This window comes from Chloroflexus sp. (genome assembly GCF_056331925.1).
Window position 1 is genome coordinate 24,725 of record NZ_JBWGQH010000034.1, and the last position, 22,742, is coordinate 47,466.

At 55.7% G+C, this 22,742-nt stretch carries 25 protein-coding genes; 23 read left to right on the top strand and 2 right to left on the bottom strand.

What is annotated here, in order from left to right; all coding sequences use genetic code 11:
- Nucleotides 1-9: 9 nt before the first annotated feature.
- The gene (locus AC01ZF_RS15650) at nt 10-504 is read right to left on the bottom strand and encodes an NYN domain-containing protein (protein WP_424676391.1); all 495 of its coding nucleotides are present in this window, start codon (nt 502-504) and stop codon (nt 10-12) included.
- Nucleotides 505-1,069: 565 nt separating this feature from the next.
- On the opposite strand from AC01ZF_RS15650, the gene AC01ZF_RS15655 reads away from it, so the two are divergent.
- Both AC01ZF_RS15655 and AC01ZF_RS15660 read left to right on the top strand, forming a co-directional pair.
- Nucleotides 1,070-2,143, top strand: a complete 1,074-nt coding sequence (locus AC01ZF_RS15655) for a DUF4097 family beta strand repeat-containing protein (protein ID WP_424676392.1) — start codon at nt 1,070-1,072, stop codon at nt 2,141-2,143.
- A 173-nt stretch (nt 2,144-2,316) separates the two neighbouring features.
- Nucleotides 2,317-3,195, top strand: coding sequence for an alpha/beta fold hydrolase (locus tag AC01ZF_RS15660; protein WP_428112330.1), 879 nt, complete (start codon nt 2,317-2,319; stop codon nt 3,193-3,195).
- Nucleotides 3,196-3,316: 121 nt separating this feature from the next.
- Here the strand turns inward: AC01ZF_RS15660 and AC01ZF_RS15665 are convergent, their stop codons facing one another.
- Nucleotides 3,317-3,694 carry a globin gene (locus AC01ZF_RS15665; RefSeq protein WP_424676394.1) on the bottom strand — a complete coding sequence of 126 codons (378 nt, stop codon included), beginning with the start codon at nt 3,692-3,694 and terminating at the stop codon, nt 3,317-3,319.
- A 170-nt stretch (nt 3,695-3,864) separates the two neighbouring features.
- Between AC01ZF_RS15665 and AC01ZF_RS15670 the strand changes: the two genes are divergently transcribed.
- The 21 genes from AC01ZF_RS15670 (at nt 3,865) to AC01ZF_RS15770 (ending at nt 22,681) form a co-directional block, all read left to right on the top strand.
- On the top strand, nt 3,865-4,740 hold the full coding sequence (locus AC01ZF_RS15670) for a hypothetical protein (protein WP_424676395.1): 876 nt from the start codon (nt 3,865-3,867) through the stop codon (nt 4,738-4,740).
- A gap of 441 nt (nt 4,741-5,181) precedes the next feature.
- The gene (locus tag AC01ZF_RS15675) at nt 5,182-6,381 is read left to right on the top strand and encodes an ArsA family ATPase (RefSeq protein ID WP_012616496.1); all 1,200 of its coding nucleotides are present in this window, start codon (nt 5,182-5,184) and stop codon (nt 6,379-6,381) included.
- Nucleotides 6,382-6,462: 81 nt separating this feature from the next.
- Nucleotides 6,463-6,702 carry a bacteriochlorophyll c-binding family protein gene (locus tag AC01ZF_RS15680; protein ID WP_012616495.1) on the top strand — a complete coding sequence of 80 codons (240 nt, stop codon included), beginning with the start codon at nt 6,463-6,465 and terminating at the stop codon, nt 6,700-6,702.
- Nucleotides 6,703-6,761: 59 nt separating this feature from the next.
- The gene (locus AC01ZF_RS15685; RefSeq protein WP_428131333.1) at nt 6,762-7,886 is read left to right on the top strand and encodes a hypothetical protein; all 1,125 of its coding nucleotides are present in this window, start codon (nt 6,762-6,764) and stop codon (nt 7,884-7,886) included.
- Between the two features lie 43 nt (nt 7,887-7,929).
- Nucleotides 7,930-9,291 (top strand): hypothetical protein, encoded by a 1,362-nt coding sequence (locus AC01ZF_RS15690; protein ID WP_476575487.1) that lies wholly within the window; start codon nt 7,930-7,932, stop codon nt 9,289-9,291.
- A 46-nt stretch (nt 9,292-9,337) separates the two neighbouring features.
- Nucleotides 9,338-10,561, top strand: coding sequence for an ArsA family ATPase (locus AC01ZF_RS15695; protein WP_424676398.1), 1,224 nt, complete (start codon nt 9,338-9,340; stop codon nt 10,559-10,561).
- A gap of 65 nt (nt 10,562-10,626) precedes the next feature.
- On the top strand, nt 10,627-11,730 hold the full coding sequence (locus AC01ZF_RS15700; RefSeq protein ID WP_424676399.1) for an ArsA family ATPase: 1,104 nt from the start codon (nt 10,627-10,629) through the stop codon (nt 11,728-11,730).
- Nucleotides 11,731-11,743: 13 nt separating this feature from the next.
- A complete protein-coding gene (locus tag AC01ZF_RS15705) occupies nt 11,744-12,751 on the top strand; it encodes an alpha/beta fold hydrolase (protein WP_424676400.1) in 1,008 nt (335 codons plus the stop codon).
- A 12-nt stretch (nt 12,752-12,763) separates the two neighbouring features.
- Nucleotides 12,764-13,645, top strand: coding sequence for a hypothetical protein (locus AC01ZF_RS15710; protein ID WP_424676401.1), 882 nt, complete (start codon nt 12,764-12,766; stop codon nt 13,643-13,645).
- A 15-nt stretch (nt 13,646-13,660) separates the two neighbouring features.
- Nucleotides 13,661-14,389, top strand: a complete 729-nt coding sequence (locus tag AC01ZF_RS15715; RefSeq protein ID WP_428112337.1) for a hypothetical protein — start codon at nt 13,661-13,663, stop codon at nt 14,387-14,389.
- Between the two features lie 3 nt (nt 14,390-14,392).
- Nucleotides 14,393-15,076, top strand: coding sequence for an esterase/lipase family protein (locus AC01ZF_RS15720; RefSeq protein ID WP_424676403.1), 684 nt, complete (start codon nt 14,393-14,395; stop codon nt 15,074-15,076).
- An 8-nt stretch (nt 15,077-15,084) separates the two neighbouring features.
- Nucleotides 15,085-15,798, top strand: coding sequence for an esterase/lipase family protein (locus tag AC01ZF_RS15725; RefSeq protein ID WP_424676404.1), 714 nt, complete (start codon nt 15,085-15,087; stop codon nt 15,796-15,798).
- A 72-nt stretch (nt 15,799-15,870) separates the two neighbouring features.
- On the top strand, nt 15,871-16,332 hold the full coding sequence (locus tag AC01ZF_RS15730; protein WP_424676405.1) for a hypothetical protein: 462 nt from the start codon (nt 15,871-15,873) through the stop codon (nt 16,330-16,332).
- A 30-nt stretch (nt 16,333-16,362) separates the two neighbouring features.
- Nucleotides 16,363-17,427, top strand: a complete 1,065-nt coding sequence (gene bchU / locus AC01ZF_RS15735) for a bacteriochlorophyllide d C-20 methyltransferase BchU (RefSeq protein WP_424676406.1) — start codon at nt 16,363-16,365, stop codon at nt 17,425-17,427.
- Between the two features lie 60 nt (nt 17,428-17,487).
- Nucleotides 17,488-18,405: a (bacterio)chlorophyll synthase gene (bchG, locus tag AC01ZF_RS15740; RefSeq protein WP_424676407.1), complete on the top strand. Its 918-nt coding sequence runs from the start codon at nt 17,488-17,490 to the stop codon at nt 18,403-18,405.
- A gap of 19 nt (nt 18,406-18,424) precedes the next feature.
- Nucleotides 18,425-18,712 (top strand): hypothetical protein, encoded by a 288-nt coding sequence (locus AC01ZF_RS15745; protein ID WP_424676408.1) that lies wholly within the window; start codon nt 18,425-18,427, stop codon nt 18,710-18,712.
- Nucleotides 18,713-18,749: 37 nt separating this feature from the next.
- The gene (locus tag AC01ZF_RS15750) at nt 18,750-19,187 is read left to right on the top strand and encodes a hypothetical protein (RefSeq protein WP_424676409.1); all 438 of its coding nucleotides are present in this window, start codon (nt 18,750-18,752) and stop codon (nt 19,185-19,187) included.
- Between the two features lie 189 nt (nt 19,188-19,376).
- Entirely contained in the window at nt 19,377-20,546 is a 1,170-nt protein-coding gene (locus tag AC01ZF_RS15755) for an NAD(P)/FAD-dependent oxidoreductase (RefSeq protein ID WP_424676410.1), read from the top strand.
- Between the two features lie 81 nt (nt 20,547-20,627).
- A complete protein-coding gene (locus AC01ZF_RS15760) occupies nt 20,628-21,086 on the top strand; it encodes an SRPBCC family protein (RefSeq protein ID WP_424676411.1) in 459 nt (152 codons plus the stop codon).
- Between the two features lie 172 nt (nt 21,087-21,258).
- Nucleotides 21,259-21,543, top strand: coding sequence for a hypothetical protein (locus AC01ZF_RS15765; RefSeq protein WP_424676412.1), 285 nt, complete (start codon nt 21,259-21,261; stop codon nt 21,541-21,543).
- Between the two features lie 163 nt (nt 21,544-21,706).
- Nucleotides 21,707-22,681 (top strand): peptidoglycan DD-metalloendopeptidase family protein, encoded by a 975-nt coding sequence (locus AC01ZF_RS15770; protein ID WP_428112340.1) that lies wholly within the window; start codon nt 21,707-21,709, stop codon nt 22,679-22,681.
- Nucleotides 22,682-22,742: the final 61 nt, after the last annotated feature.

Here is a 22,742-nt window from a genome sequence, read left to right on the forward strand (position 1 = left end):
CACATGCATTCAATAATAGAGCGTGTCTTCGTCTTCATCGACGCCAAAAAAACGGAGCCAATCCTCAATTTCGGCTTTACTCAACGGGCGGTCGCCACGTTTGTCACGAGCATTGATCCGTGGTTGGTCGAGCTGTTGCAAACGACGGGCAAACTCTTGGGCCGAGATGACCGGAATGCCACGTGCCTGCGCTTCTCTGACGACTGCTCGGTCTGATGAAACGACCAGCCACTCATCGCGACGACGAATCGCGCGAATTTGTCGGATTAGCTCTTGATCGGCGTTGTGTGGCGGTTTGATGAAGCGTGTTTCCACGCCATAGCCGTTCAAGTTTTGCGGGTGACCGTATACGCCACCATCAAAGACGACCACAATCTTCCGGCCACGCTTACGTGTAGCGTAGCGGCGAAGTTTCGCGACCAACTTTTCTTCGTCGTCGGGGTCACTAAGTTCAATGTCAGGCATTTGCCCAATCAGGTTGTGGCCGTCAATGAGAATAGGCATATATTCATTGTACCTGATGTCGATGAGTATGCTGGTGTGAAGGATATGGCGATGTAACCGACATCGTTGCACTGCTTTGTGCCATCATTCTACCTTATCGTAACGTATATTTCGTCACGCTGCACATGATCGCCGATGAGCATCTCGCTGCTACCGCAGCAGATGGGCCTCTTCTGACATGGCATGTCACGATTGGTGTCTCGTGATTTATTGTTGCACAATCTGCAGTTGCACAGCATTCCCGCTTTTCGATCCCCGATGTTGGTGTGCCGGTATCGCCGGCGATGATAGATACTGTGTGAGTTGGTAGTGAGCGGGTTTGTCTCCATTGTTGCCGCCGTATCGTGATGGTTGGTGGAGTTCGTCGGTCTACCATAGTCATACGGACGATTCGGTGTTGGCAACACGCGCTCGTTGTCGGCAAACGATTGCCAAATGAACCGTTCATACTCACAGTCACGCAATATCGTACACAGGCGGATGGGTGGAGTTGGGCAACGATGCAACCCCCAGTGTTGGCATAACGTCGGATGCAGTGAAAAGTACCAAGTGAAGGGTATGTGCTATGAAAACCGATCTACCAAGAGATTCCGAACGTCCGGTCGAGCGGCAGCTCAGCCGACGATGGCTGGGGATGGTGTTGATCCTCGGTGGACTAGGATGGTTGTTGTTTGAACTGTTGATTCGCGGTACGATTGCCGGTATTGATCTCAATCTTGCTCGCTCTGATAGTGTGCAGCGTATTGCAGAGCAACGATTTATCGTGAAGCGGGTAGAAGTTGTCGGGGTAAACGATCAGGTCGTTCTGATCGGCACCACCGATGATGAAGTCGTCCTCCGTGGCGAACGGCGTGGGTTTGGTTGGGCGGCCAATGCTGCTGCTGATGCGGCGACCAAGATCGAGCTACAGATTGAACAACGCGGTGATACACTCTATATCAATGTGAAACACCCGCAATGGGCGCCGTGGAGTTTCGGTCGTAATCCGTATGCCTACCTCGAATTAGCGCTCCCATCCGATGTTACATTTGAGGTTTCCCTTGTCTCCGGCGATGCTACATTACGTCAGGTAGCCGCTCGTGGCACGATTACAACGATCAATGGTGAAGTGCGAGCCGAAGGAACTACCGGTCAGCTTACCCTCAACACAACAAGCGGTGATGTCACGCTGAGCGATCATCGCAGTGAGATTAACTTCTTGACGGTGAGCGGTGATCTGTCGGCAAGTGGCCTACTTGGCGCGGTCATCGCTCAGACAACGAGTGGCGATGTCAAGCTCAGCGGTGTGCGTGGGCCGGTGCAAGTAACAACCGTTTCCGGTGATGTCGATATTGCGAGTGACGAGGCGGTTCGGCTTGCTATTGACACCACCGGCGGTGATATTACCTTTTCCGGTCGTCTAGCGGCCGGTGAACAGCACGTGAGCACGATTTCCGGTGATGTGCAATTAACGCTCTTGCCGCCGTTCGATGTTCAGCTCAACTTCCGTACTATCGGTGGAAAGATCGATGCACCCGCCGGTTTGGCTGCGCAAGTGAGTAATGCTCGTTCACTACAAACAATGCTCGGTGATGGTCGGTCACTTTTGAATGTTGAGGCAACGTCGGGCAATATCACATTGCGCTTAGCGGAGCAGTGACACGGCATCTTGCAGGTGGGAACGTGTTGCGGTTTGCTGAGACTTGATCTGGTGTGCGATGGCGACCGGCAACGAGGTGTGGTATTTTTGCAAAATCTGTGCAAAATCCTTGCAGACGTGGTATGCTGATAAAGACGTAGATACCATAAGCATACCAAGAAAGCTTGAGATATATGAGTACAACAACAGCTTCTACCACAGGACGCAAGTTTGAGATCCGTGAAGAGTACCGTAGCGGGCCTGATGGCCTAATGCGGGCATGGATCTCGTCACCGCAACATGGCCTGCCGATCATGCTCATCCACGGTTACGGCGCACTCATCGAACACTGGAGTCCGGTGATGCGCCCGATTGCCACCGAACATACCTTGTACGCAATTGATCTCTACTATTTCGGCTACTCAGCGCGTCCTACCGGTCGACCGAGTCGCGAACGTTGGGCTGCTCAAGCAGCGGCGTTTATTCGCGACACCATCGGCCGTCCGGCGGTTGTCGTCGGGCACTCGATGGGCGGTGTTGTTAGTGCTCAGTTGGCTCGCGCGTATCCTGAATTGGTGAGGGCGCTGATTCTCGTTAACAGTTCAGGTGCGCAGTTACAAGCCCGTCCGCTGAGCGCGTTCGACCGGCTGATGCTTGATGCAATCGGGGCACCGCTGATCGGCGAGACATTAGCCGGCGTGTTCGGTAATCGTTGGGGAGTACGTCAGGGGTTGTTGTCGGCCTACCATCGCAAAGAGCGGGTGACGCCCGCATTGGTGGAGACGTTTAGTGGCCCGTTACGTCGCTATGGGGCCGGTTCTTACCTGAAGGTTAGCCGTGAGTTCGCCAACCTTGTGCTCGATCTCAAGCCGGGCGAGATTCAGATGCCCACGCTGTTGATCTGGGGTGCAGAAGATCAATCCATTCCACCGTCTCATGCTGAAATTATCAAAGATCGTATGATCCCGGACGCCGAAATCAAAATCATTCCTGATAGTGGTCACTGTCCGTTCGATGAAACTCCGCAGGAGTTTCTCGACATCTTGTTGCCATGGGTGCGTCGGTTGATGTGATGTGTCTTCTGCGTAGGTCTGTCGGGCGATGATGGTGAGTCTGGTATTGCTTACGAGGCGTAGCGGTACATCCTCGCATAGCTCCTTCGCGCCGGTGATATTCCACCGGCGCGTTTCCTCATTACTCATCACGATTCATCATCGCCTGGGCAGCACTACGGAAATAGGCCTCCATCACGCCGCGTGCCGGTTCGGGTACCCCGGCCTCATTCAGCGCAGCCAGCATATGTTCGAGCCATGCATCGCGTTCAACTGGGCCGATTGGAAACGGTAGATGCCGCATTCGTAGCCGTGGGTGGCCGCGCCGTTCGCTATACGTGCGTGGCCCGCCGAAGTATTGCATGAGAAAAAGCCGTTGATGCTCTTTGCCCGGCTCGAGGTTCGCCGGGAAGAGATGCCGCAGACGCGGATCGGCCTCGACCCGCGCGTAAAAGATATCAACGATCCGGCGAAACGTGGACTCGCCGCCGATCTGTTCGTAAATGGTTGGTTCGCTCATCGAAGTACCCACATTGTAGCGATTACGCTTGTGCCGTCACCGGCGCTCTTTTTATGCTACCATAAGTCCTCAGGATTTCTGTGCTTATCCGGCTGAATCGGTCGACCCGCTCTTGCCTAACCGTTTTCTTGCACAAAATACAAGCCACCGTCATGTAGAGGTCGGCAGGTATGAAGTATCCCACTATCACCATCGCCACCGAACGGATTCGTCTCACCGTACTGGCTGCCGGCGGGCCGCGCATTCTTGCGCTTCATCTTGATAACGGTCCCAACCTTCTGGCCGAAACACCAACAGCACGCTGGCAGACACCTTGGGGTGAGTTTGCCCTGCTCGGTGGTCATCGGCTCTGGCACGCCCCTGAAGCATTCCCGCGCAGCTACTGGCCCGATCTCGATGGCCCACCTGCTGAACCGGTCGATCATGGTGTGATCCTGCGCAGCGCCATCGATCCCGGTGGCATCGCGAAGAGACTCACCGTTACGCTCGATCCACAGCAACCGCGACTCCATCTGCGTCATGCCTTGACCAATCACGGTCTTTGGCCGGTCGAATTGGCTCCATGGGCCATCACGCAACTGGTACCAGGGGGACTCGCCGTTCTTCCGCTCCACGATGCTCAGCCACCGCCAAACCCATTGCTTCCCAATCGTCAGATTACGTTGTGGCCCTACACGTCGTTGCCTGATCCGCGGTTATCCATCACCGACGATGCCTTGTTGATCGATACAGCGCTCACCGGCCCACCGGCCAAAGTCGGTGCGCACAGTGCCGCCGGCTGGCTAGCGTATATCCATCAGGGAGTGGTTGTCGTCAAATGGGCTGCCTACCAACCGACCGGTATTTACCCTGATCGGAACTGCAATCTCGAAATCTACTACGACCAAGGCTGCACTGAACTTGAAACACTGGCGCCGTTGGTACACCTTGCGCCCGGCGCGACCATCACCCACGATGAGATCTGGTTCCTCACGCCATGGTCAGTACCAAAAGATCGGAAAGATCTTTTCAAACCCCTCAGCAAATTGGTCGATGAGCTGGTATAATAACGGCGCAGTAGTTGTGCAAGAGATTGATACTGACACCGTTGGCAGTGGGTAAGAGGCTATGCCTCAGCCACACGTGCATGCCTCGTTGCAAATTATACTACGAGCTTCTTCGCAGTAGGGGTTGGTTCCACGGACGAGATGGTGGTATTATACCGCAATGAATGGTTGCTCGACGGTGCTGAGCGATGGATGATGAAAGTCGTTATACGTCATTAGAATGCCGTCAATCGCTGACGGGGTCTCGGTACATATGAGTAATATTTGTTGACACACATCAATATTCGTGCTACTATTGCGATACAAGCCAAACTAGCGAGGGATACCACCGGTTTTGGCTTTTAAGCAAAAACTTCATGTAAAGTTCGTTCACAACCTCTGGAGGCGCCGCCCTGGCGGCAGTAGATGACAGCCGAGCAGTAAGCTCCTGGAAAGGCCCTGATGCGCACTCTGATCTTTACCGGAAAAGGCGGCGTTGGTAAGACGAGCGTCGCCGCAGCAACGGCCCTACGGGCTGCCGATCGTGGCTTAAAAACACTGGTCATGAGCACCGATCCTGCCCACTCACTGGCCGATTCGCTCGATCTCGAGGGACCGCTGGGTCCTGAACCCGTTCGGATTACGAAGAACCTGGATGCGCTCGAAGTCAGCATCTATCACGACATCGAAAGCAACTGGGGTATTGTGCGCGAGCACTTCGCCCAACTTATGGCCGAGCAGGGCGTACAGGGCGTGTTGGCCGATGAGATGAGCGTCCTGCCTGGTATGGAAGAGGCCTTCCCGCTCATTCGGATCAAGAAGCATAAGGAGCGCGGTGATTACGATCTCTTGGTGATCGATTGCGCGCCCACCGGCGAGACGCTACGGCTCCTTTCGGCCCCTGAGACGTTCAAGTGGGCGATCAATATGTTGCGTGGTGCCGAGCGTTACGTCATCCGGCCACTGATCCGCCCAATGAGCAAGATCACGCCCGGCCTCAACAAAATGGTCGCGCCACCTGAGGTGTACGATGCCGTTGATGAGATGTTCCGCCAGATGGAGGGGGTAACCGCGACGCTGGCTAATCCGCGCGAGACGTCGATCCGCCTGGTGATGAACCCCGAAAAGATGGTGATCAAGGAGAGCCAGCGGGCGTTGACCTACCTTTCGATGTACGGGATGACCGTTGACATGGTCGTGGTCAATAAGATTTTACCTCTTGACCAAGATAGCGGTTATCTGAACCATTGGCGTGATGTGCAGCAGCGGTATCTGCAAGACGTGGAGCACTCATTTGTGCCGTTGCCGATCCGGCGTGTGCCCTACTATCCCGAAGAGGTTGTCGGCCTTGAGAAGCTGCGCCGGATGGGGGATGATATCTACGGCGATATGGATCCAACGGCCGTGCTCTACGACCGCGCACCGCTAGAGATTACCAAGGCTGGCGATAAATTCTACCGGGTGAAGATCCGCTTGCCGTTTGCCGATGTTTCACAACTCGATCTCTACCAGAACGGTGATGAGTTGGTTGTCCAGATCGGCGATTTCCGCCGTGTTATTACCCTGCCGACGAGCCTTGCCGGCCTTGAAGCCGGACAGGCGGAGATGGAGGGTGAGTGGCTGATCGTCCCCTTCATGGCGCCGCAGTTGGCGTCGCGCTGAGTCGGCTGAACGATGGGGTTTCACGGAGGCTTGCCTCCGGTAACCTATAGAGGGAGTTCATATTGTTAAGGAGGTGTGTGCATGGCGACGAGAGGCTGGTTCTCGGAGTCGTCGGCGCAGGTGGCGCAGATCGGCGACATCATGTTCCAGGGCCACTGGCAGTGGGTCTCGAATGCGCTGCAGGCTACCGCCGCTGCGGTTGATAACATCAATCGCAATGCGTACCCGGGTGTGTCCCGGAGCGGCTCGGGCGAGAGTTCTTTTGGCAGCTCGGGCAACGTGTTCCGTCCGAAGCGCATTCGCTCGCGCTTCAACCGCTAGGTTGCGGGCAGGCGTGAGGCGTCTCGCTTGCTGCCTCACGCCGATCCCCGGGAAGCGTTATGATTAACCTGCTCTATCATAGTCATACTATCATTCCAGCTCACCTTGAAGAGATTACGCGGCTTGACGTGCTCGATCCTGATGAGCAGGTGCTGGTCGCGGTCGATGGTGTGTTGCTCGATCATCAGGGTCAACGCCTGAGCGGACCAACCTTGCATGACTATTGTCTGATTACCGATTTGCGGGTCGTGTTGTGGGCGCGTGATTACGGTCGTCATTTGTGCTACGCCTTCCCGCTCGCTGAGTTGACGTTGATTGACGGTCGCGGTATCGATCCGATCCACGGTGAGGTTACGCTGGGGTTTAGCGCTCCTGAAGCTGAAGAGCAATTGTTTACCCTAACCCTGATTCCTCAAGCCTATGTACCGGCATTGATGATATTATTGCGTACAGCGGCTGAGACGGCCCGTTCCGCTTTGGTAGCCGGTCTTGATGCTCGTCAAGCTGCCCCGGAAGTGATGACGGCCCTCGGTGCGGCGATTTATGGTTCTGAAGATGCGCTGCGCCCTGATGAGACGCCGTATCGCTGGCCCGGTGGTGCGCCGCGCACACCGGCAGTGCCGAGTGCGCCGTTTGTGGTTGATCCGGCAATGTTGCCGCCGAATCAGATCTTTACCGCCGGACGCCTTGCTCGTTCGGCGTGGGATACCTTGCGCCGCACGCTGCGCGAAGCGGATTTGCCGTTTGATTTGAGTCCGGCAAGTATTCGTGAATTGACAGAAGCAATCCGTGCAGTTAATGAATTAGTTCAAACGGTGACCAGTAATCCTGCTGCCCAGCAGATGGCAATGGCGTTTCTGAACCGGCAAGCGGCAGCTCGCCAAACATCAGGAGCGGCAAACTCGCCCTCCTCTGTCGAAATGCCGATGCCCGATTCGCCACCGGCGACTGGGTCGCGCTACCATGAAATTCCGTTACGGCGACGGAACATGTCATCCCGTGAAACTTCAGCGCCTGATCGCTCATCTGCACCGCCGGTTTCGACGGAGAAACCGGTGCGGGTGTCGCCCAATGATTTGCCTGATCGGCGTGAGATTCCGCTCCGTCGCCGGAGCACTCCTGTGCGGCGAGCACCGTTGGTTGCGTTGAGTGGTTCAGGCGATGCCGATACTGATCAATCCTGAGAGCTTGTAGCATTGGCGGCCGCAACCGCCCTAAGGAGCAGGTATGAGCCCATTTCTCGGTGTCAATGTGAGTATGGCCAGCGTTGAAGAGCTGCACCAGCGCGAGTTGCTTGAAGAAGGCGAGACGTTGCTGGCGCTGTTCGATGGTACGCTGCTCGATGAGAATCGCCGCCGTATCGGTGGTCTTGCGCTTGCCGATTTCGTCGCGTTGACCGACCGCCGGCTGATCCTGTGGGCGCGCGGCTTTTTTAACGATATTGTTGATGGTTTTCCGTGGAGTGATGTCGATGTGGTGCGCGCCGAGACGTGGGATCCCTGGCACGGCCGGGTGAGTCTGGCGTTGCGGATTCCGGCGACCTCGCCACGCAAGCGTCGGGTGGCTCTTGGCGAAGTGCAAGACCCCGGTCAGCCTGAGTGCGTGATTGTGAATACCCTTGACTATATGCCGGCAGAAGATGTTGATGTGCTGGCAAAGATGGTTGCGTGGGTGGGCGATCAGGTGCTGGCCGGCGTTACTGGTGAAAATCTAATCAAGGCTTTTGAAGCCGAGTTCCCGGCGGTCGAGCGTAAGCCGTTACCGCCGTTTTTCCTTGCTAGTGAGCCGGCGCCACCGCCTGCACCAGAGCCGGAGCCGAAGAAGCCGGCGAAGAAGCCGTGGTGGAAGTTTGGAGCTGCTGATGATGAGGCAGAGCCGGTCCCGGCATCACCGGCTAATCTGATCGCGGCGTATGAGCAGCAACGCGGTGGCTCACCGGTTGCCGGTGCAGCTCCGGTTGGGCCAATTCCTACCTTGCCCGAACAGCCGAATATGTATGAGGTGAGCCGTTCATTACGCCTGATGCTCGAAGTACCGCGTGGATTGGCGCGTGGGCTGCGTCGGGCAACGGAGATTATAAGCGGCGCGACCGAGCTGCTGAACAATATGCAAGATCCAACGGTGCGCCGTAATGCAATGCGTGGGATCTATTACGCCGCTGCCCAACAAGAGGCCGAAGGTGGACCGTTAGCGTCGGTTGGTCCGGTCGTGCGTGCCGCCGTCCGTTTCGCCGAACCGGTTGAACCGCCGGTTGAGCAGTCACCGGTCCAACGCCGGATCGCCGTCCGTGCGACGGTGCGGCAAGCTCAGCCCCAGTCGCAACCGATACCTGCTGCCGAACCATCGCCGGTGTCCGAGCCGACCACTGCTGCGTCTGCGCCCTCAGCAGCCGCTCCACAACCGGTACGACGCTCGATCAGTGTGCGTCGTGTTGATCCTCCGGCAGAGGCGAATAATGGGTCAATGACGGTCCGCCGCGTGGTGGTGAGTCGTACCGATCGCCCGGCGGCAACCGGTGGCAGTGGCGTCGGTATGTCTGCGCCCGAACGTCTGAATGGCCATACTGTCGATGAACCAGCAGGAGAGTGATGGTGTTGGGTGGGTGAATGAGGGTTCAGCAGACGAATGAGGACGTATGACGCGAGTCATTATCTATTCCGGTAAGGGCGGTACTGGTAAGACAACACTCTCTGCGGCGACGGCGGTCATGCTGGCTCAGTCCGGTCGCCGGACATTAGTGCTATCGAGTGATCCGGCTCACTCGTTGGCCGATGTGATGGGTATTTCTATTAGCCGCGAGCGGCCCACGCCACTGGCGCCTCATCTCTATGGGCTTGAGGTGGATACGATCTACGAGTGGCGACAAAATCTCGGTGGTTTCCAACAGTTTGTCACGGCAACCTACACTGCGCGTGGGGTAGAACGTTCGACTGCGGCTGAGCTGGCTAACCAACCGGGTCTTGATGAAATCCTCGCCCTGCAACGGGTTATGGATGAAGCTCAGAGTGGGCGCTGGGACGCAATTGTCCTCGATACCGCGCCGACCGGTAATACCTTGCGTTTGTTGGCCTACCCTGAAATGATCATCGGTGGTGAAGCCGGTAAGCGGCTGTTTCGCGTGTATCGTGGAATAGCTAATGTTGCTCGTCCCTTCCGACGCGATCTGCCCGACGACCGCTTCTTTGAAGAGGTCGGTAAGCTGCTCGAACGCATGGATCAATTAGCTAATTTCTTGGTGAGTTCGGCAGTTTCGGTGCGGTTGGTGCTCAATCCCGAACGGCTGCCCCTCCTTGAGACACGCCGTGCCTATACGTTTCTGAGTCTGTATGGGTTGCAGCTCGATGCCGTCTTGGTGAATAAGATTTTACCCCACCGAACCGATCTCGGACCCTATTTTGATTACTGGGTCAATTTGCAACAACAGTATCTGGCCGAGATTGAAGCGAGTTTTGCCCCAACCCCGATCTTCCGCACCGTATTGCAAGGTGGAGAGCCGATAGGTGTTGATGCGTTGTTACACGTGGGGCGTCTGACGTTTGGCGATGTTGATCCCGGTGAGCTGTTGTACGATGAGCGACCGATTTGGCTCGAACAGTGGAGTGAAGACGGTGAACCCGGTCAGTACGATCTCTGTCTCCGCTTGCCGTTTATCGAGTTGGATGAAGCGATTGAGGTTAGTCATAGTGGGCCTGATCTGACCATCACAATTGGTCGGCTCGAACGTACCATTGCTTTGCCACGTGTCTTGTACGATTGTGTGTTGGGTGAACATCGCTACGAAGATGGTGTCTTGCGGCTGGCTTTCTATGAAGCTAGTCCCGCCCGTGCTAATGGTAAACAGCAAGTCGAGGCGGCATAGCCGAATCAGGCCGTCTCTCCGTTGTCTATGCCGGTTGCGTTCTGCACCGGTTGCGAGCTTTCTGCATGCGCACGCTGATCTTTACTGCCCATCATCAACTGCAACAGAGCGCTGCTGCGCTCGCAACAGCTTGTCACGCCGCTCGCCGCGGCTATCGGACCCTGCTTGCGTCAAGTGGTCCCGGCCATCTGATTGGTCATTTACTCCATCAGACATTGGGGCCGCGCCCGCTTGAACTCGAGCCAAACTTCGCCGCAATGGAGATCCATCCGCACGAGGAGGTAGCTCGCCGTTGGGAACAGGTACGTCCTTCGTTGCGGAGTGGCTTGGTGGCCCGGTTACGCGATCTTGGTCCTGATGAGTTGCCGGCCTTTCCCGGTATTGATGCAGTTGCGGCGATGTTGGTCGCCGAACGTGCGCGTCAGTCAGGTCGGTTTGATCTCTTGATCCTCGATGGCCCCTCACCCGATTCACTGATCCGTGCACTAACTTTACCTGATGTGTTGCGTTGGGCTGTCCGCTTGATTTTTGGTCTTGATCGTGGACCTGGTAAGTCGCGTGCGTCTCAGGAACAGGCAATGATCCCGGCTGCCATCCTGGCGCCAAGCGCGACGGCGCCTCTCCAAGAGTTGCGGATTGAACTTGAGGCACAACGGGCGCGGCTCGAAACCGAGAGCGGTGCTCGGGTTCGTATGGTTGTCTTGCCGCCCGAACTTCGCTTACCGCCCCTACGGAAGTCACTGACCGCTTTTGGGCTGTTCGGGTTGGCAAGTGATGAAGTGATTGTCAATGGTACGCCTGATCAGGTCGATGATGAAAGCCGTCACGATTTTAGTCACGAGACTAGTCGGGCACGGCCTATCTTGCGGATTGGGCAATTGGAGTTAACACCGACCGATCGGGATACATGGGCGTTGCGCGGAGCCTCCCTGTACCGCGATGGTGATATTTTTGCGACCGAACCACCACGCCCGACGAGTAGTGATCGGGATCTCCGTCTTCTGATACCGTTCCTGAATCCGAAAGCGCTCGATATTGCCGTTGCCAACGAAGAGGTCGTTGTGCAGCTTGAACAGTTGCGCCGTCACGTGTTGTTGCCGGGCTTAGTCGATGGCGGTCGTCTACGGGCGCGGGTGGAGGGTGAACTGCTACGGCTATGGGTAGAGTAGGAAGAGGGCGCCTATGTCAGTGCTTGCCCAGACAATCCTTATTGAGCGTCCACCGACACGGCCATTTGATGCCCCACCTACGGCGAAGTATGTCGAGTATGCTCATGAAGTGGCGACTCGCCTTGCCGGAAAGCTCAGTACGCGGGAACGACGCCGATTGGAAGGTGAGCGCGCGTTGTTGGCCCGTGCCCGTTTTGTTGAGTTAAACGGTGTAGTGCATCATTATCAAGATGTTGGGCCGTCAGATGGTGAGCCGCTAGTATTGATCCACGGCTGGGATTGTTCGGCGTTCTGGTGGCACCATGTGATCGATCCGTTGGCGCAGGCGGGCTATCGCGTCATTAGCTACGATCTGAAGGGGCATGGCTTTTCGGCTAACGATCCGCGCCAACAGTATACGGTGGCCGGGTTTAGCGCCGATTTGCAAGAGCTGATCCGTATTCTCGATCTTGGTTCAGTGCATCTGGCTGCCTTTTCACTCGGTGCGTTTATCGGTCTGCACGTCGCTGCCCATCATCCCGATATGGTGCGCTCGCTTATCTTCTTTAACTTTAGTCTCCTACCCTACAATAAGGTGGCCTCGACGTTTGTACCCTGGCTGCTTGATACTGTCTTCAACAAGGTGCTCCGTCCAATTGAACGGCGGAATCTCTGGTGGTTGCCCTTTATATATGCGCGTTTGGTCATGGCGCAAAATACCCCACCGGTAAGCGATATTCGGCTTGGTACGCTGGGCTTGCGTTATTGCGATCCGATTGCGGTGCGGGTGTCGGCAACTGAGCTGTCGCGACCCGAGATTTTGGCAGCAGTGGCGGAACAGGCAAAGATGATCCGGCAACCACTCTTGCTGGTGGCCGGCGCAAATGATCCGATTATGCGTCCGGCTGATGGACGCAAATTGGTCGCGTTGACCCAGAATGGCTCATTCTTAGAAGTACCGAAATGTGGCCATCTGATCCTCTTTGAATTGCCCGAGCACGTCATTCAAATTATGCGCCTCTTTTTGAAAGGCGTTCGCTAGGGAGGTCGTGGTATGCAGTTGTTGCTTCGCTCCGGCGGCCAACAAATCATGATCGATATGGAACGTGCTGATGACCGACCGTTGGTGGTTGGTCAGTATACGTATCGTCCCCGCCGTTTGGCCGGTAAAGTACGCCGATTGGCAACCAAGATGTGGCCCGATATGCCGCTGTCGGTGCTTGATCAGCGATTAACGTTCGAGGCGGTTGATAATGGGCGTGAGACCGCTTGGGGCGATAGCGGTAGTTTTTCACCACGCTCTGGCTCAACGGTGCTGTTGGGTCGGTGGGATGAAGATGGCAGTGTTGGCATTGCCCTCCACGAGTTAGCTCACGAAATGCATCTGCGTCACGGCGGTTATGATGATAGCGATGGCGTCGTGCGTGAGGCGTTGGCGATGCTGGCTGAACGTGAAGCCGGATTGCGCCGCACGTTTGAGCGCGAGCCGTACCATTCGGCTTGCCAGTTGATCGAACAATTGGAGTCGTTGTCGGCTTTTAATCGGATGTCCTTTTCCAAACGCTGGGCAGAAGTGGTCAGTGTGAATTCCGCAGTCGGTTTGGTCGATCTGATCCACTATTACCTTGATCGGAGTGAGCGACTGGGGTTGGCTCGGTGGCTCGACCGCCTGACCAAAAATGTTGATGTACGTGATCAGTTGCTGGCCCGTTTGGCAAATACGTCATTGCGCTATAGTCTGGAATTGCGCCGTCACTTGATTAAAAAATTGGTACGCTGTAAACCGGAAACGCCGGTTGAACAGTTGCTCTATGTACTCGATTCAATAGCTACCCTCGATCGGCGCTATCCTAATGACGATCTCGAACGGATTATTAATTTCTGTTTCGCGCCGTATGTGCCGCAACGTCGTCGTCTCTTCGCCTTTGGCTCGTAATAGAGAGGAGCGCGTATGAATCGCTTCGAGGAAGAAAATCCGACCGTTCGTTGGCTTCCCGGTTTTGTTCGCCGTTGGTTCGGGCTGACCAACGACGATCCGCGTCGTAGTGTGGGGGGGCGTTATGGATGGATGCCGATGTGGTTAAAGCGCTTGCTGAATCTCGATGACGATGTTGTCCAGTATGCCGATGAACCCTCACTGCCGCGTCGAGCTGCCTCACCGGCATATCCATCGTCGTATACGCCAGGGACGCCGTCATTCACACCGGGAACACCGTCATTCACACCGCGTAGCGTTACTGCACCAAGCTACCGGCCGGCGGCAGATACTTCTCCGTCGACACCGGCACGCCTGAGTCTGGCTGGTGATGAATTGTCACCGGATGTGCAGCCAATTGGTTATTTATTGCGAGCTTATGCGCGGGGGGCATTGCCACCACAAGGCCTGGAGGCATTTACCCGCGAGGTGCGTACCACGACTGAAAAGGTTCTGAATTTCTACGGTTATTGGTTCCGCTTCCAGACCGAAGAGCTGCTGCGAATCGGTGGTGATCTCTGCAATGCCCTGATCAATGCTCTACCTGGCGAACCTGCTCAATCGCAAACACCGCCAACGATCCGGCGGATTAAGGTCATAGCCGATAACGGCAACGGTAATGCTAGTGGGTCGAGTAGTGTCTCCACAACATCGTCTGCCATATCGACAACTCCTACTAGCTCAGAGACTGAACCTAAAGAGTAACCTATGTCCCGTCCGGTGGTTATTATGGGCGGGTGGCTGTCGTCACCCGCCGATTATTTCGGTATGGCACGTGTCTTGGCGTCGCCGCCGTACAATCGTATTGTGTACGTAGTCGATTTTGGTCGCCTGGACTGGGCACGGTTGCGCGATCCGGATTTCGGTCCGGCACTCGATGCCTTGGCCGCTACAGTGCGGATTGCCCTGGCAGAAACCGGTGCCGATAAGGTTGATCTGATCGGCCACAGTGCGGGTGGCCGGATCGCGCGAGCCTATCTTGCCGATGAGCCGTATCAGGGTGTGCGCTACGCCGGTCATGAAGTCGTGGCTAGCTTGACAACGTTGGGCACGGCCCATGCCACGTCTGAAATTTGGGTGAAGCAGTTCGCCGATTGGCTTGAGGCACGCTATCCTGGCGCTGCCTTCCCCCAGATCAAGTACCGTACCGTCGCCGGGCGTAGTGTGCGTGGTCGCCGCTTTGGTACGCCTGAAGAGATGATTGCCTATCGCTCGTATGAAGTCTCGTTCGGTAATGGCAATCTGATCGGTGATGGCATTGTACCGACGGCCGCATGCTATCTACCCGGAGCGGATAATTTGATCCTGGAAGGGGCGCGGCATGCGCCGTATAACGCCCCGACTACGTGGTACGGCGCCCGTGAGGTCGTACCACTTTGGTTTGATACCTAAGGAGTACTATGGCCCGTCCGTTGGTCATTATTGGTGGTTACCTGACAAGCCCGCACGATTTTCGGGCGTTAGCCCAGGCGCTGACGCAGGCACCGTTTCATTTTCAGGTGTTTGTGACACCAATCGGTCGCTTACGCTGGGCCTTAACCCGCGATTGGGATTTTCGACCGGTGTTGCGGATTGTCCGTGAGACGGTTGCCCAAGCGTTACGTGAGACCGGTGCGCAGACGGTAACTATTCTTGCCCATAGTGTCGGTGGGACGGTCGCGCGGATGTATCTTGGCGATCAGCCGTACAAGGGTGAAATCTACGGCGGTCATCGCTTCGTTCACCATTTGATTATGCTGGGCACACCACACCATAGCCAAGAGTTCTGGACGCGCCAAACCGTCGGCTTTACCAACCGTTGTTATCCGGGTGCGTATTATAACCATGTACGCTACACCTCGATCATTGGGCGTAGTATTCGCGCCAATCGGCGCGGACGCTGGATTGAACGGATGGCGTACAACAGCTATGTTATGATCGACGGGCCTGCCGGCGCCGAAGCGTGGGGCGATGGCATCACGACACTGACGTGTGCCGCACTACCCGGGGCAGAGTATTTAGTGGTTCCCGGCTTACATCACTCGCCGATCCACGGGCGGCCGTGGTATGGCGACCCGGAAGGGTTAAGATACTGGCAACGTGTGTTGTTGAGTTCCGCTCCTGTTGTTGTTTGAAATGTCGCGAATTTGTACTATAATACAAACTGCATGAAGTCAACGCACTTTGACCGTTACATGTTGTACGCTATGGCGGCTGTGTCGGCTGTATCGCTTGCGTGTTATACCGCAGTGTTGTATCTCTGTCGGGAGGAGCACATCTGCCATCAACCGGTGCGGGCGGTATGGCGTAACCGGTTAGCCAACATTGCTCACGCCCTCGATTGGTTGATGAACGTGATGGTGGCACTGGTAGGGATTGGCCGTCTCTTCCGTGATGAGCAGTTCGGCGGGCAGCACCAGCCGCGTTGGTTGAAGATCTACTTTATGATTACCGGCCCCTTGCCGACCATCGGTATGGTGGGAGCAATGATTACCGGTCATCGCTGGGGTGAACGTTTGCGTGACCATCCGCAGCGACGGCGTCTGCATCGCACCTTTGCCTGGCTCGGCTATGTAAGCTGGTGGCTGAGTTTTATCCCGATCTTTTTTCAGCCGTGGTTGAACCGATTGGCTGCGGCGCCAAAGGATACATCATCGATTGTTTCATAAGCAAAATCTACGCGTGCGAAAGGGGAATACATGACAAATGCACCTTCGGTCGACGCGACCACAACCGCCGGCACGGCACTAGAGCAGCAAGAACTCTTTGCCGCTACCAACCGTGCCTACGATATGGTGTTCAAGGGAACGGTTGATTTCTTCGTGATTAAGGCAGCTAAAGACCTCAGTCTGTTCGATTTGCTTGCTACCGAACCGCGCACCTTAGCCGATCTCGCTACCTTGACCGAGACCGTCCAGCCACGACTGGAGAAGTTTCTCATTACGCTCGAACAGGTGGGTTTAGTGGCGCGCGATGCCGATCGCTGGAAGCTGACCCCCTTTGCCGAACAGTTCTTCGCCGATCCAGAACGCCATCGCAATATGACGATGGTGCCATTTGTTGATTATATTTCCGATTTGATCGAGAACTATTACCTGCGTTTGGCCGATGTTGTGCGCGGTAAAGTCGATTTTACCAGCATCGTGCCGCATCCACCGCGTACTCGTGAAGATAGCTTGTTCTACGAGACGTTGCACCGCTCAAATATCCAACTTTTCGTTGAACTTTTGGTCAAGCGTGCTCGTCTCGCCGATGTGCAGACACTGGTTGATGTCGGTGGTGGGATTGGTGATATTGCGGCTGCTCTCTGTCAGGCCTTCCCCAATCTGAAAGTGACGTTGATCAACTTGCCGAGCGCTTTAGATCTGGTACGCGAAAATGTGGCGGCCAAAGGCCTGAGTGATCGCATTACACCGGTGGCCATTGATATGTACCGCGACCCGTATCCACCCGGAGACGCGGTGCTCTTCTCGCGCATTCTCTATCCGATGAACGCACAGTTCTGTTCGATGCTGCTCAAGAAGGCTTACGATGCGTTGCCGAGTGGCGGGCGGGTGCTGATCCTCGATATGGTGATTAGCGACCCACAGCGTCCGAACTACGATTACCTGACCCACTACCTCTGCGCGATTGGAATGGGATTCTCGGTGCTGGAGTTTAAGGACCACGCGATCTATCCCGATTTGTTGCGTCAGATCGGGTTTACCGATGTCACTTTTGACGAGGGCTACGATCACGTGTTGTATCAGGCGGTCAAACCGTAAATCGTAGAGTAGGCATTTTGTGACCGGTGCAGTTGCTGCCCGGCAATCCGGTAAGCACCTATGATTTCGACGGAACAGCACGTCTCGCTCAGCCGAAAGATCCGAGCCCATATCGAACTGGCCGATCCGGTGACATGGATCTCACCGGTACTCGTCTGCTTCTGTGGGGCACTGGCTTCAGGGTACGAGCGGGGTTTTGATTGGACACGGCCCGATCACTGGTGGCTGATGCTCTTGGGTGCGCTGATGACCGGTCCACTCGGTACCGGCTTTAGCCAGAGTATCAATGACTATTTTGATCGTGAACTTGATGCGATCAACGATCCGCAACGTCCGATTCCGGCAGGTATTCTGACGCTCAATGAGGCGCGCTGGAATTGGATCGTGCTTGGTACCGCGACAATGCTGGTGTCGTTGGTGTTTGGGCAGCCGTTGATCGTGGTTCTTGCCTTCGTCGGTATTGTGCTGTCGGTGATCTACAGCATGCCGCCGATTAAGCTAAAGAAGCACTTTTGGCTCGGACCACCGGCTGTCGGCTTAGGCTATGTCAGTATGAGCTGGTTGGCCGGTCACCTGATCTTTGCTCCGCTTACGTGGCAAAGTGTTATCGTGGCGTTGATCAACGGTGGTTTGGCAGCCGGTCTGCTCTTCCTCAACGACATTAAAAGTGTGGAAGGTGACCGTAAATTGGGGTTGAAATCGCTGACCGTAGCGATCGGTGTCAAGCGCACGCTGATCGTAGCGTATGTAACGATTAATACGTTCGAGGCGATTCTGATGATCTTGGCGTTGATATGGGGTCAGTATTGGGTAGCACTGTTTATGCTGTTGGCATTGGTAGCACCGATCTACAATCAGATCAAGCTCTACCGTGAGCCAACCCAGCAGAATTATGTGCGCTATTTGCTGGCCTCTAATCCGTTCGTCGCCTTGATTCAGATAATCTCGGGTTTTCTCGTAGGCGGCTATTTTGGCTGACCATTAAGGAGGTGCGAACATGACGGAGACTGAAGGTGAGGTGCGAGTGCGCAGCGTCCCGGTGCGACGCAGCGACAGCTTTGTCGAGTCGGCAATGGAGTTCGGTGGTGGTGTCGTCCGTCTTGGCATGTCGATCTTTACCTTGCCGTTTGCGCTGCTGCCGCCCGAGTCGCGCCAGCATATGCGTAACGCTACTAAGGAGTTGATGTACGCCTTCGCCTCGTTGCCACGCGATTTTGCCGAGATTGCCGGTAAGAGCATCGAGAAGTGGGCGGCTGAGGGCGAAGAAAAGACCGAGACGAAGTAACACCGATTGCTCCCCGTGAGCAAAGGAGGAGTATCGTATGAGCAATGAGACGACCAACGAGCGCGATGGGTTGTTCGAGATGGCAGCCGCTTTTGTTGGCGGTGCGACCCGGATCGGGTTGACAGTGGCGTCAGTTCCGCTGGTGTTGCTCCCGCGCAATTCGCGTCGCCGGGTGCGTCGGGCAATGGCTGAAGTAGCGCTTGCGGTGGTGGCTTTCCCGAAGGAGCTGGCAAACGTCTCTGAGCGCATTGTCGATGAGATCGTTGCAGCTGAGCCACCGCAGGTGTCGTTGCCCAGCCCCCGTCAAGTCGGTAAGCAGGTGCGTTCGTTCACCGAACGGCTGTCACGTGCCGCCGAGGAGCTTGGCACCAGCTTTAGCCGAGCCGCCGGCCGTGCTGCCGATGCTGTTGAGCAAGGCGCGGCAAAGGTTGATGAGTGGGTTGAAACGCCGCCCAAGACCCCGCCGGCGCAGTGATTGTGATCGTTTCGTGATGCGGGTTTGCGCAGAGGTGTGGGATGCGCTCACCGTATCCCTCCCTCTGTGTTTGTCGCTTTACACGTTCGATTGTGTGGTTGACCGGCAGGCGAGCCGTGGTATGCTGTAAAAGAGAGGAAGCGTTGTGCTTCTCTCGTTGTCGCGATCAGTCCACGGAGCGTTATAACCATGCGGATCGTTATTCTCGGCGCCGGCTATGCTGGTTTACGCACTGCCCTTGATCTCGCTCGGCTTCGTCGTGAGCATGCACTTGATGTGACGATTCAGCTTGTCGATCAGTATCCGTATCACCAGTTAATCCAGTTATTGCATCTCACCGCTACGGCCGGGATTACCGACCAAAAGACGATCTATCAGCTTGATCAATTGTTGCAAGGGCGCGAGATTGAACGGGTCGAAGGCCGGGTGACGGTTATCCATCCCCTCGAACGTGCGGTGACGTTGGCCGATGGTCGTACCTTGTCATACGATCGGTTGGTCATTGCGCTTGGTAGCGAGACAGCGTTTAATGTGCCGGGAGCGCGCGAGTATGCGTTGCCACTCCACAACTTTACTGACGCTGTGGCGTTACGGAAGCATATTGTTGCTCAATTTACGAAAGCAGCTTCATTGACCGATCCAACCGAGTTGCGGATTACGATGACGACGGCAATCGTCGGTGGTGGCTATACCGGTTGTGAATTAGCCGGTGAATTGGCAGTCTGGGCTGATGACCTCTGTCGTCAAACTGGTGCTCCGCGGACGGAAGTCCGTATTGCATTGATCGAGCGCGAGAATCAATTACTGCCCCATTTTGGCAAGTGGGCGAGTGATGAGGCTGTTCGCCGGCTTGAACGGCTCGGAGTAAATGTCTTCCTCAATACGCCGGTTGTTCAGGTTGAGCCACAACGCCTTCGCTTCGCCGACGGGCGGATTTTGCGCGCCGGAACGATTGTTTGGGGGGCGGGCGTGCGTGCGCCGGCACTCCTCGCCGAAGCCGGTTTTCCTACCGACCGGATGGGTCGGGTGTTGGTTGACCGCTATTTGCGTGTTGATGGGCAAGCTTTTATCTTTGCAATCGGTGATTGTGCGGCAGTATCGGATGGGCGAGGCGGATTCTTGCCTCCTACCGCTTCGTATGCTATCCGTCAGGGTGCCCATTTGGCCGAGGTGTTGGCTGCCGAGGCCCAAGGGAAAGCGCCGCGTGCCTATGAACCGGTTGAGCTTGGCGAGGTGGTTTCACTGGGGCCAAATGATGCTATCGGGAACGCCCTCGGTGTGCCGGTGGTAGGGTATCCGGCGGTATTGCTCAAGCGGGGCATTGAGGAGTATTATCGCGCAACTATCGAGAATGCGTAACGGTTGTACGCATGTCTCGTTTGCCGGGAGTCGTGGTGGATTCGGAAGGTAGATATGTTGTAAGCCGCAGGAGAGTCATTTATGATCGTGCAGGAACAGTTTGTTTCCATTAAAGCTCCCCCCGCGACGGTTGAGCGTTACCTGACCGATCCCCAATTACTGACCGAGTGGCGCTCGCCGTTGGTGGTGTTCGAGCCAATTGAGGGTAATTTAATGACGCTAGGCAGTAAACATAAGCTGCGCTTGAAGTCGTTGGCATTGGCTGGCTCCACCTACACCGTCACCGAACGCGATAGTGGTCACATCTTACTGACTATCGATGGGCTCTGGTGTGGTCAGGAACTCTGGCGATGGTTTGCCGACGGTGACCGCACGATTGTTCAGCATCGGGTTGAGTATGAGGTGCCTGATCCGAGTCTACGGGTCTTTGTGGTAGGGATTGGGCAGATATTTGTGTCGCTCGATATGCGCGTGGAGCTTGAACGTCTGCGCATGATTATCGAGGGTAAGGGCCAACCGGCAGCGGCGCAATCACGGTAAGGTACATTTAGGTAACGGCGGACGAGTGACCGCCGTTTCTTTTAGTTGGTGTTTTGCATAAAAGCACAGATATTGCACAAAAAATGCATCGTTTCAGCTACTACCATCTGCCAGGCCGCTGTGCTAGCATGCAGGTGTCGGTAGACGGTTGTGCGTGATAACGAGGTTGCGTATGCCACGACAGCAACGGTTCAGCCCACGAGATGAAGTCTATCTTGCCAGCACCAGCTTTGAAGTGTATATGGCCGCCGGTGGAGTATTCATCGGGCTATTTGGTTTATTGTTCTTGATCAGTATTAAAACCGGCTTTGAGCTGCTCGTCTGGCCGGCGTTGCTGGTCTCTGTGCTTGCCGGATATATTACGCTCAATCGGCTAGAAAAACGGGAACGCAAGCGCAAACTCGCCGAGCTTGAAGCCGAGTATGCTGCCAAAGAGCGACGGGCGGTTGGCGATTGAGTTACGCTCTACACGGTGCATGTTGTGCAAAAGAGGCGGATCCCACTCCGCCTCTTCGCCTTGTTAGCCGATCGTACCTTGCTGTTTGTATCCGTCTTGTCATCTTGACAACAACCCGGTTGTGCTATCTTCAAGCTGACCGTCTTGTTGTCAGAGGATAGTGATGCAAACACTTCGTCAACTTCGTCGTTCACGTCATCTGACGTTTGTCGATTTAGCGTTACTCACCGGCATTCCAGCACGGACTATCGCCGAAGCGGAATACGGTCTGCGTCACCTTAGTCGTCCTGAAGCTGAGACGCTTGCTTTGGTGTTGGGGTTGTCAACACCTACCCCACTACCCTCGTTATCTCGTCATCAAGCGCAGTCGTCGGTAATACCATGGGCGTTAATGACCGGTTTGGCAGCAGTTCTGTCGATCGCACCGCTGATGAACGAGCTATTGCCGGACCAGCAACGTCATCTGTATACACCGATTATTGTACAAGCCGGTGAGTGGTTGGTAACTCGGTCGTTGTCGGTACCACCGCCGATGACATCAACGCCAACCGAAACTACATCTGAGATCGCAACGGAGTCCTCAATCGTATTCCCTCTTTCCGCAGGAGAGGCATTAGCTCCGCTCATCGCACCTGCACCGCGTCTGCCCCACCTAGCGAGTAATAAACCTAGCGTGTCGTTCTACCTCGACGAGAACGGGCCGCATGGTTGCCCGGTGCAGCCCACAGCCGGACAAGTGGTGATTACCCAGGGGTATGGGATAGGCTCACATACCCCTGTTCAGGTCTGGGGAGCTATCGATCTTGCGGTTGATGGTAACGGTGATGGGTTCGCCGAGCCGGGATCAAGCTGGTACACACCGGTCATTGCGACTCATCCGGGGAAGGTCAAAGTAACCCTGAATAGTTACCCTGCCGGTAACCATGTGTGGGTCGTGGCGCCTGACGGAACGTGGCGTACCGGCTATTCCCATCTCGCAGTGGTGATGGTGATCGATGGGCAGCAGGTGCAAGCCGGCGAAGTGATCGGGTTAATGGGCGATACCGGTGTGACGAGTGGTCCGCATCTCGATTACCAGGTCTGGCGTGGTGACACAAACATTGATCCAACACCCTTGGTTGGGTGTGGATTGAGATAGCAGAGACGATTCGGTAATTCAAGCGGGTGCATGGATGGCAAGTACCTTCATGCGCGAGCCG

Coding starts and splice junctions, on each gene's coding strand:
- AC01ZF_RS15730 (WP_424676405.1), top strand. CDS start 15,871: ATGGCGGCTGTGTCGGCTGTATCGCTTGCGTGTTATACCGCAGTGTTG.
- AC01ZF_RS15725 (WP_424676404.1), top strand. CDS start 15,085: ATGGCCCGTCCGTTGGTCATTATTGGTGGTTACCTGACAAGCCCGCAC.
- AC01ZF_RS15760 (WP_424676411.1), top strand. CDS start 20,628: ATGATCGTGCAGGAACAGTTTGTTTCCATTAAAGCTCCCCCCGCGACG.
- AC01ZF_RS15685 (WP_428131333.1), top strand. CDS start 6,762: ATGATTAACCTGCTCTATCATAGTCATACTATCATTCCAGCTCACCTT.
- AC01ZF_RS15690 (WP_476575487.1), top strand. CDS start 7,930: ATGAGCCCATTTCTCGGTGTCAATGTGAGTATGGCCAGCGTTGAAGAG.
- AC01ZF_RS15720 (WP_424676403.1), top strand. CDS start 14,393: ATGTCCCGTCCGGTGGTTATTATGGGCGGGTGGCTGTCGTCACCCGCC.
- AC01ZF_RS15680 (WP_012616495.1), top strand. CDS start 6,463: ATGGCGACGAGAGGCTGGTTCTCGGAGTCGTCGGCGCAGGTGGCGCAG.
- AC01ZF_RS15710 (WP_424676401.1), top strand. CDS start 12,764: ATGCAGTTGTTGCTTCGCTCCGGCGGCCAACAAATCATGATCGATATG.
- AC01ZF_RS15655 (WP_424676392.1), top strand. CDS start 1,070: ATGAAAACCGATCTACCAAGAGATTCCGAACGTCCGGTCGAGCGGCAG.
- AC01ZF_RS15750 (WP_424676409.1), top strand. CDS start 18,750: ATGAGCAATGAGACGACCAACGAGCGCGATGGGTTGTTCGAGATGGCA.
- AC01ZF_RS15665 (WP_424676394.1), bottom strand. CDS start 3,694: ATGAGCGAACCAACCATTTACGAACAGATCGGCGGCGAGTCCACGTTT.
- AC01ZF_RS15715 (WP_428112337.1), top strand. CDS start 13,661: ATGAATCGCTTCGAGGAAGAAAATCCGACCGTTCGTTGGCTTCCCGGT.
- AC01ZF_RS15705 (WP_424676400.1), top strand. CDS start 11,744: ATGTCAGTGCTTGCCCAGACAATCCTTATTGAGCGTCCACCGACACGG.
- AC01ZF_RS15700 (WP_424676399.1), top strand. CDS start 10,627: ATGCGCACGCTGATCTTTACTGCCCATCATCAACTGCAACAGAGCGCT.
- AC01ZF_RS15695 (WP_424676398.1), top strand. CDS start 9,338: ATGACGCGAGTCATTATCTATTCCGGTAAGGGCGGTACTGGTAAGACA.
- AC01ZF_RS15770 (WP_428112340.1), top strand. CDS start 21,707: ATGCAAACACTTCGTCAACTTCGTCGTTCACGTCATCTGACGTTTGTC.
- AC01ZF_RS15675 (WP_012616496.1), top strand. CDS start 5,182: ATGCGCACTCTGATCTTTACCGGAAAAGGCGGCGTTGGTAAGACGAGC.
- bchU (WP_424676406.1), top strand. CDS start 16,363: ATGACAAATGCACCTTCGGTCGACGCGACCACAACCGCCGGCACGGCA.
- bchG (WP_424676407.1), top strand. CDS start 17,488: ATGATTTCGACGGAACAGCACGTCTCGCTCAGCCGAAAGATCCGAGCC.
- AC01ZF_RS15660 (WP_428112330.1), top strand. CDS start 2,317: ATGAGTACAACAACAGCTTCTACCACAGGACGCAAGTTTGAGATCCGT.
- AC01ZF_RS15745 (WP_424676408.1), top strand. CDS start 18,425: ATGACGGAGACTGAAGGTGAGGTGCGAGTGCGCAGCGTCCCGGTGCGA.
- AC01ZF_RS15765 (WP_424676412.1), top strand. CDS start 21,259: ATGCCACGACAGCAACGGTTCAGCCCACGAGATGAAGTCTATCTTGCC.
- AC01ZF_RS15755 (WP_424676410.1), top strand. CDS start 19,377: ATGCGGATCGTTATTCTCGGCGCCGGCTATGCTGGTTTACGCACTGCC.
- AC01ZF_RS15670 (WP_424676395.1), top strand. CDS start 3,865: ATGAAGTATCCCACTATCACCATCGCCACCGAACGGATTCGTCTCACC.
- AC01ZF_RS15650 (WP_424676391.1), bottom strand. CDS start 504: ATGCCTATTCTCATTGACGGCCACAACCTGATTGGGCAAATGCCTGAC.